The sequence below is a fragment of the Roseomonas sp. TS2 genome (assembly GCF_058833935.1).
Map to the genome: position 1 here is coordinate 1 of NZ_JCACVY010000235.1, position 5,490 is coordinate 5,490.

The 5,490-nt window shown below is 75.3% G+C and carries 4 protein-coding genes; all 4 read right to left on the reverse strand.

Features of this window, described 5'->3' with window-relative positions:
* The coding region (locus ACZJYS_RS22160; RefSeq protein ID WP_493180346.1) for an amino acid adenylation domain-containing protein at positions 1 to 2,794 on the reverse strand (2,794 nt) is incomplete at its 3' end.
* Positions 2,787 to 3,050 carry a phosphopantetheine-binding protein gene (locus ACZJYS_RS22165; protein ID WP_493180347.1) on the reverse strand — a complete coding sequence of 88 codons (264 nt, stop codon included), beginning with the start codon at positions 3,048 to 3,050 and terminating at the stop codon, positions 2,787 to 2,789. The genes ACZJYS_RS22160 and ACZJYS_RS22165, both read right to left, overlap by 8 nt.
* 18 nt (positions 3,051 to 3,068) lie before the next feature.
* The gene (locus ACZJYS_RS22170; protein WP_493180348.1) at positions 3,069 to 4,697 is read right to left on the reverse strand and encodes a (2,3-dihydroxybenzoyl)adenylate synthase; all 1,629 of its coding nucleotides are present in this window, start codon (positions 4,695 to 4,697) and stop codon (positions 3,069 to 3,071) included.
* 111 nt (positions 4,698 to 4,808) lie between these two features.
* A partial coding sequence (locus tag ACZJYS_RS22175) for an alpha/beta hydrolase-fold protein (RefSeq protein WP_493180349.1) occupies positions 4,809 to 5,490 on the reverse strand: 682 nt, incomplete at its 5' end.

Below are 5,490 nucleotides of genomic sequence, written 5' to 3' on the forward strand. Positions count from 1 at the left end.
GCAGCGGCACCAGGGCGGCGGGCAGCATGTAGTCCGGCAGCCGGGCGGCCAGATGCGCGCGCAGCGCCGCCGGGTCGTAGCCCTCGCCCGGCACGAGGTAGGCGACGAGGCGCCGGTCCCCCGCCCGGTCCTCCCGCGCGATGACGCGGGCCTGCGCCACCATCGGCGAGGTGCCGAGCGCCGCCTCGATCTCGCCCAGCTCGATGCGGAAGCCGCGCAGCTTCACCTGCCCGTCCGAGCGGCCCAGATAGAGGATGGCGCCATCATCCCGGAAACGGGCGAGGTCGCCCGTGCGGTACATCCGCGCGCCGGGGTGGAAGGGGTCGGGGATGAAGGCATGCGCCGTCAAGTCCGGCCGGCCGAGATACTCCCGCGCCAGCTGCACGCCGCCGATGAACAGATGGCCGGTGACGCCCGCCGGCAGCGGCCGCAGCGCCTCGTCCAGCACGTACATCCGGGTGTTCCAGACGGGGTGGCCGATCGGCAGCGGGTTGCTCGTGTCGCCCGCCGAGGCGTCCCAGTAGGTCACGTCCACCGCCGCCTCGGTGGGGCCGTAGAGATTGTGCAGCTCCGCGGTCAGCGTGGCGTGGAAGCGGTCGCGCAGCTCCGCCGTCAGCGCCTCGCCCGAGCAGAAGACGCGGTGCATCGCGAGGCCCCGCGCGGCGGGGTGGGCCAGGAAGGCCGCCAGCATCGAGGGCACGAAATGCGCGGCGGTGATGCCCTCGTCGCGAATCAGCGCGGCGATCGCCGCCGGGTCGCGCTGCGCGCCGGGGGGCGCCAGCACCAGCGTGCCGCCGCAGATCAGGGGGAGGAAGAACTCCCAGACCGAGACGTCGAAGGTGGCGGCGGTCTTCTGCAGCACGCGGTCGGCGGCGGTGAAGCCGTAGTGCTGCCGCATCCACTCCAGCCGGTTGACGATGGCGCGGTGCTCGATGACCACGCCCTTCGGCTCGCCGGTGGAGCCGGAGGTGTAGAGGGCATAGGCCGTATCCCCCGGCGCCGGGCCGGGCGGAGCCTCGCCCGATGCCGGCCATGCCGTGGGGGGCAGCGTCTCCACCGCCCCCGGCAGCGGCGCGGCGGCCAGGGCGAGGCGCGGCCGTGCGGAGGCCAGGATGCGCCCCAGCCGCTCCGGCGGGTGCGCCGGGTCCAGCGGCAGGTAGGCGGCGCCGGCGCGCAGCGTGCCCAGCAGGGCCACCACCAGTTCCGGCGAGCGCTCCAGCGCCACGGCCACGCGGTCCCCCGCGCCGATGCCGCGCGCGGCGAGTTCGGCGGCCAGCGCCGCGCTGCGCCGGTCCAGCTCCCGATAGGAGAGGGAAGCGCCCTCGAAACGCAGCGCCGTCGCCTCCGGCGTGGCCGTCATGGCGCGGGCGATCAGCGCGGCCAGGGTGGTGTCCGGCACCGGATGCGCGGTGGCATTCACCGCCCCGGTGAAGCGCCGTGCCTCCTCGGGCGTGGCGGTGGGCACGGCGTCCAGGCGCCCGGCCTCCAGCGCGGCGGCGATGAAATGCGCGGCACGGGTGGCGTGCGCGGCGGCCTCCGCGGCGGTGTAGAGGTCGGGGTTGGCCTCCACGTCCAGGCGCAGCGTGGCGGCGCCGGGGTCGGTGCGCAGGTCGAAGGTGATGTCGTCCACCGGGCCGGTGCCCAGCAGGCGCAACTCCGCCGTGCAGCCCGGGAAGACGGGGATGCCATGGAAGGGCTGGATGTTGATGATGGCGCCATGCAGCCGCCGCCCGGCGCCGACGCGGCCGAGATCACGCCGCAACTGCTCGCCCCGGTAGCGGCCATGCCGGCGCAGCCGCGCGAGCTGGGCCAGGACCGGCTCCACCGCATCGGCCAGCGGCGCCGCCTCGTCCAGCCGGATGCGCAGCGGCAGCACGTTCATCTGCGTGGAGGGGGCGCGGGCGGCGGCGCTGCCGAAGCGGTTCATGAAGGTGGCGCCGACCACCGTCTCCTCCTCCCCCGCGATGCGGCGGCAATAGGCGCCGAGCAGGGCGGTGAGCAGGTCGGGCCAGGCGGCTTCGTACTCGGCGGCGAGGCGGCGCAGCGCCGCGCCTGTCGCGGCACCGATCGCGGCCTCGGCGCGATGAGCGGAACGGGCGGTGCGCGCCGCGCCGGGGGTGAAGCCCACCGCTTCCGGTGCCCCTGCCATGGCCTGCCGCCAGTGGGCGGCGTCGGCGGCGCGGCGTGGGGAGGCGCGGTAGGCGGTATCCGCCTCCACCGCGGCGGCGAAGGGGGCCAGCGGCGCGCCCGGATCGGTGCCGGCCACGCGCGCGGCGTAGAGCGCGGCGACGCGGTGCACCAGCAACTCCGTGCCATAGCCGTCCAGCACCAGGTGGTGGGCGCGCTGGTACCAGAGGTGGTGCGTGGGCGAGAGGCAGTAGAGCCGCTCGGCCGCGAGGCCGCCGCGCGCCGGGTCCACGGGCGTGTCCATGTCGCGCCGCATCGCCGCGCGCGCGGCGGCGAGCGGCTCCGGCGCGGCGGAGAGGTCCACCACCTCCAGCCAGGGGCGCATCGCCGGATCGGGCTGCTGCACCACGCCGGCCGGCGTCTCGCGGATACGCAGGGCGAGGCACTCGGCCTCCGCCACCATGCCGTCCACCGCCGCGCGGAAGGCGGCGCGGTCCAGCGGACCATGGAATTCCAGGTACTGCCCGGTGTTGAAGACCGGGTTGCCGGGGTCGATCCGCTGCGCGAACCACAGCCCTTCCTGCGCCTCGGTCAGCGGCAGGGGGGGGCCGTCCGCCGCCGGGGGAAGGGTCAGCGGCGGCTCGGCGCAGCGGAGATCCTCAGCCATGGGCGGGCCGCGCCATCGTCCGCTCGGCCACCGCCCACCAGGCATCGACGGTGAGCTTCTCGGCCAGCGCGCCGAAGTCGAGCGACAGCCCGGCCTGTCCCCAGCGCGTCACCAGGTCGATGGCGCGGAGCGAGTCCAGGCCCAGGTCGGAGAGGTCCTCGTCATCGCCGAACTCATCGGGCGCCATGCGCAGGGCGCGGGCGATGTCGGCGCGCATCTGCGCCCGCGTCAGGGGCGGGGTGGCGGCTTCGGCCATGTCGTGCGGTCCTCTTCCTCAGTCGGCATTCTCTTGGGCCAGCAGCCAGGCGCGCAGGCGGGCGCGCAGCTCGCGGCGGCTGATCTTGCCGGCGGCCGTGGTCTCGAAGGCCTCCACCAGCACGATCTGGTCCGGCACCTTGAACTCGGCGATGCCGCGGCCGCGCATCCAGGCCTTCAGCGCCGGGGCGCGCGGCCGCTCCCCCTGCGGGATGACGAAGGCGCAGCTGCGCTCGCCGAGAAATTCGTCCGGCACAGAGACGACGGCGGCGTCGAACACGTTCGGATGGGCGAGGAGGTGGTCCTCGATCTCCTCGGCGGAGATCTTCTCGCCGGCGCGGTTGATGTGGTCGCCGGCGCGGCCCTGCACCACCAGGTAGCCGCCGGGCAGGCGGCGCACCACGTCGCCCGTGCGGTAGAAGCCGTCCGGCGTGAAGGAGCGGGCATTGGCCGCGTCGTCATTGTGGTAGGCGCGGATGGTGTAGGGGCCGCGCGCCAGCAGGTAGCCCGGCTCGCCCTCCGGCACCTCCTCGCCCAGGTCATCGACGATGCGCACCTCGTCATCCGGGCTGATCGGGCGGCCCTGCGTCTCCAGCACGATGGAGTCCGGGTCGTCGAGGCGGGTGTAGTTCACCAGCCCCTCGGCCATGCCGAAGACCTGCTGCAGCCGGGCGGGCAGCGCCTCCTGCACGCGGCGCGCCGCCTCGGGCGTCAGCTTGGCGCCGCCCACCAGCAGCACCTCCAGGCTGGAGAGGTCGTGCCGCCCGGCGGCCGCGGCCTGCGCCCAGAGCAGCGCCAGCGGCGGCACGAGGCCGGTGATGGTGACGCGCTCCTGCGCGATGAGGGGGAAGGCGGTCTCGGGGCTCGGCGTCGGGCTCAGCACCACGCGGGCGCCGGCGTAGAGGGCGCCCATATGGCCGGGCGAGCTCATCGGGAAGTTGTGCGCCGCCGGCAGGGCGACGAGGAACACGCTCTCCGCCGTGACGCCGCAGATCTCGTTGCTGGCGCGGAAGCTGTAGATGTAGTCGTCATGCGTGCGCGGGATGAGCTTGGACAGGCCCGTGGTGCCGCCCGAGATCTGCAGGAAGGCGACGCTTGCCGGGTCCGGCTCCGGCGGCAGCGCGGCGCGGTCGCCGTCGAGGCTCTCGAAGGCGGTGAACTCCTCCGCCTCGCCGACGATGACGACATGCCGCAGCCCCGGCGCGGCTTCGCGCAGGGCACGGGCGAGGGGGCGGTGGTCGAAGCCGTCCGTGCCGCGCGCGGCGGCGATGTAGGCGCTGGCCTCGGATTTCGCGGCGAAATGCGCCAGTTCGGTGATGCGGTGCGCCGGCAGCGCGTAGACCGGCACCAGCCCGGCCAGGAACAGGCCGAACACGGCGGAGAAGAACTCCGGGATATTGCCGAGCTGGACCACCACCCGCTCGCCCGGCCGCAGCCCGAGGGCGAGGAAGCCGGCGGCGGCGGCCTCGGCGCGGGCGTGCAGCTCCGCATAGGTCCAGCGCTGCCCGCCGCCGATCACCGCCAGCGCCTCCGGCCGCTCGGCGGCGCGCTGGCGCAGGAAGCCGGGGAAGGTCTCGCCCCGCCAGTGGCCGGCCGCGCGGTAGCGCGCCGCGAATTCGGGGGGCCATTCCTGTCGCAGTGGGATCAAGGCGGGGGTCCGTTCTCGGCGGCGCCGGCGGGCGGAAGGCCGCCCGGCCAGCATTGATACTCATTCTCAATAAGCCGCCGCCATGGCCGGGGCAAGCCGGCACGGGGCCGTTCAGGGCGGGGCGCTGCCCTCCGGCATGCGTCCGGTGGCCAGCACCAGCGCATCGGCCACCGCCCCGGGCACCATGCTGCCATGCGTCTCGCCCTCCATGCGGCGGAAGCCGACGCGCAGCCCCGGGATGGCGGCCAGGGCGCGCGCCGTCTCCAGCCCGCCCGGCCCGTTGCCGATGGCGGCGCGGTAGGGCCCCGGCCGCGACACCCCGGCCACCGAGATCAGCACGTCCATCGGCCGCGCCAGCCGCCCGCCGGCGGCGCGCAGGCCAGCCAGGAAGGCCGCCTGCTCATCCAGCACGGAGCGGCGGTTCCACCAGATGGAGGGGTCCGCCAGCGCATAGGCGTTGAACAGCTGCGGCCGCGTGAACAGCGCGTGCAGCCCGAGCAGCCCGCCCAGCGAGTGGCCGAACAGCGTCTGCCGCGCCGGGTCCAGCGGCAGGCGGGCGGCCACCGCCGGGCGCAGCGCCGTCTCCAGGAAATCGAGGAACCGCTCCCGCCCGCCGGAGGGCGGCGGGTTGTCGCGGCGCGGGCCGAAGGCCTCGGCGGGGGTGGGCGGCGTCAGGTCGAGGAAGCGCCGGTCGGGGTCGTGCTGCGGCTCGGTCGGGTGGTCGATGGCCAGCAGCGCCACGCCGGCGGCACCCGCTGCCTCGCGCGCCTGCCAGGCGAGCGGGAAGGTGCCG

Bases quoted from the DNA above. Each gene is read 5' to 3' on its own strand.
- ACZJYS_RS22165 (WP_493180347.1), bottom strand. From the start codon at position 3,050: ATGGCCGAAGCCGCCACCCCGCCCCTGACGCGGGCGCAGATGCGCGCC.